The sequence below is a fragment of the Parabacteroides gordonii MS-1 = DSM 23371 genome (assembly GCF_000969825.1).
Lineage (GTDB): Bacteria > Bacteroidota > Bacteroidia > Bacteroidales > Tannerellaceae > Parabacteroides > Parabacteroides gordonii.
Window position 1 is genome coordinate 14,287 of record NZ_KQ033924.1, and the last position, 1,608, is coordinate 15,894.

Consider the following 1,608-nt stretch of genomic DNA (forward strand, 5'->3'; position numbering starts at 1 on the left):
TATGGCGGACACAGGCTATTTCGACAGCGTAAGTGCAAACCTAAAGACCGGCGTAGGTGCGCAGGTCAAGGGTATCTCGGAAGGCGTCAAGGCGAACTCCGAGGCCGGTGTGTCACCGTCCGTCAATGCCCTCGACACGGGCGTCAAGGCGGCAGCCGCCATCGGCGGCCTTGCCGACGGCCTGAGTGAGGCCGCCATGCTCCCCGTACTGGGTGCCATGGGCATGAAGGGCATGGCCTGCCTGCCTATCTCCAAGCAGCTCGACCCGGTCATCGGCGTGGACATCCACCTCGTGACGATACCCCCGTCCCCCGTCGTGCCCATGCCTCACCCTTATGTCGGGGTCCTCCTCCGTCCGCAGGACTTCATCGCGGCGGCGGTCTCTTCGTTCATCCCCCCGCCACCGACAGCGGAACAGACGGGCGACGCCGACAGCGCGAAGCTCGCCGAGGTGGGCCACACCGTGCTGACGATGGCCGTCGGGATGCTGGGCGCCACCGTCAAGATAGGCGGCTTCATCCCGCGCGCGGTCGCATCCACACCCACGCGGAGCATCCCGCACATCCCCATGGGCGCAGGCTGGGCGGCCCCTTCAGCGGCGATACCCAAGAACAACGGCCACGCCTTCATGGGCAGCCTGACGGTACTTGCCGACGGGATGCCCTTCTCGGGCGGCGGCGCGCACCTGCACCTTGACTGCAACGACGTGGGCATACCGAGCGTGCACAAGGTTCCGGGCATGTTCCTGCCCACGGGTGTCATCAACCCGATACCTCCCGCCAGGCAGATACTCACCAGCCCGGTTCCCGTCCCCCTCAACCCCATGGCGGCACTCGCCCGCAAATGCACGGGGGCGTTCGGGCGTTTCTACAAGAAAAAGACCAGGAAGCTGGCGGACAGGCTGCACAGCAAGGTCAACAGGACTATAAAGAGCGAATCCCTGAAGAACATGCTCCACAAGGCCATCTGTACGGTCACGGGCCACCCGGTGGACGTGGCCAGCGGCACGTTCTTCACCGACGAGGAGGACTTCTGGCTCGACGGCCCGGTGCCCCTGTCATGGGAGCGCACGTGGTACAGCCGCAGCGACTACCGGGGTCCTCTGGGCAACGGGTGGCACCACGCCTACGACATGGGCGTCGTCGCGGACACGGAAGAGGGCACGCTGACGCTCCGCATGAGTGACGGCATCCCGGTGGCCTTCCCCCTGCCTACATCGGAGGAACCCTCGTTCATCCTCTCCGAGCGCAAGGAGGCCCGTCTGGAACAGGACGGCGTCTACTGCGTGTGGGACATGGCCGAGGACCTCTACTACCGCTTCACGCGCAAGGAGTACGATTCCGTGCGCCTGCTTGAGAGCGTGACCGACTGCAACGGCCTGGGCGTCCGCTTCGACTACACGAAAGAGGGCCTGCTGCGCTCCATCACCGACAGCGCGGGCCGCCGCCTGAGGGTGGAGCACGACACGAGAAGCGGACGCATCCTTGAAATATGCGGCCCGCATCCGGAAGATCCGGAGAAAGAAATTACCCTCGCCTCCTACGAGTACGACGCCGACGGCAACATGACCCTCCAGCGCAACGCGGCGGGCGACGTGATGACATACGA

General features: G+C 65.2%; 1 protein-coding gene. It reads left to right on the plus strand.

Annotation, left to right across the window (positions count from 1 at the left end; all coding sequences use genetic code 11):
- Position 1: 1 nt before the first annotated feature.
- The coding region (locus tag HMPREF1536_RS26495) for a DUF6531 domain-containing protein (protein ID WP_046151830.1) at positions 2-1,608 on the plus strand (1,607 nt) is incomplete at its 3' end.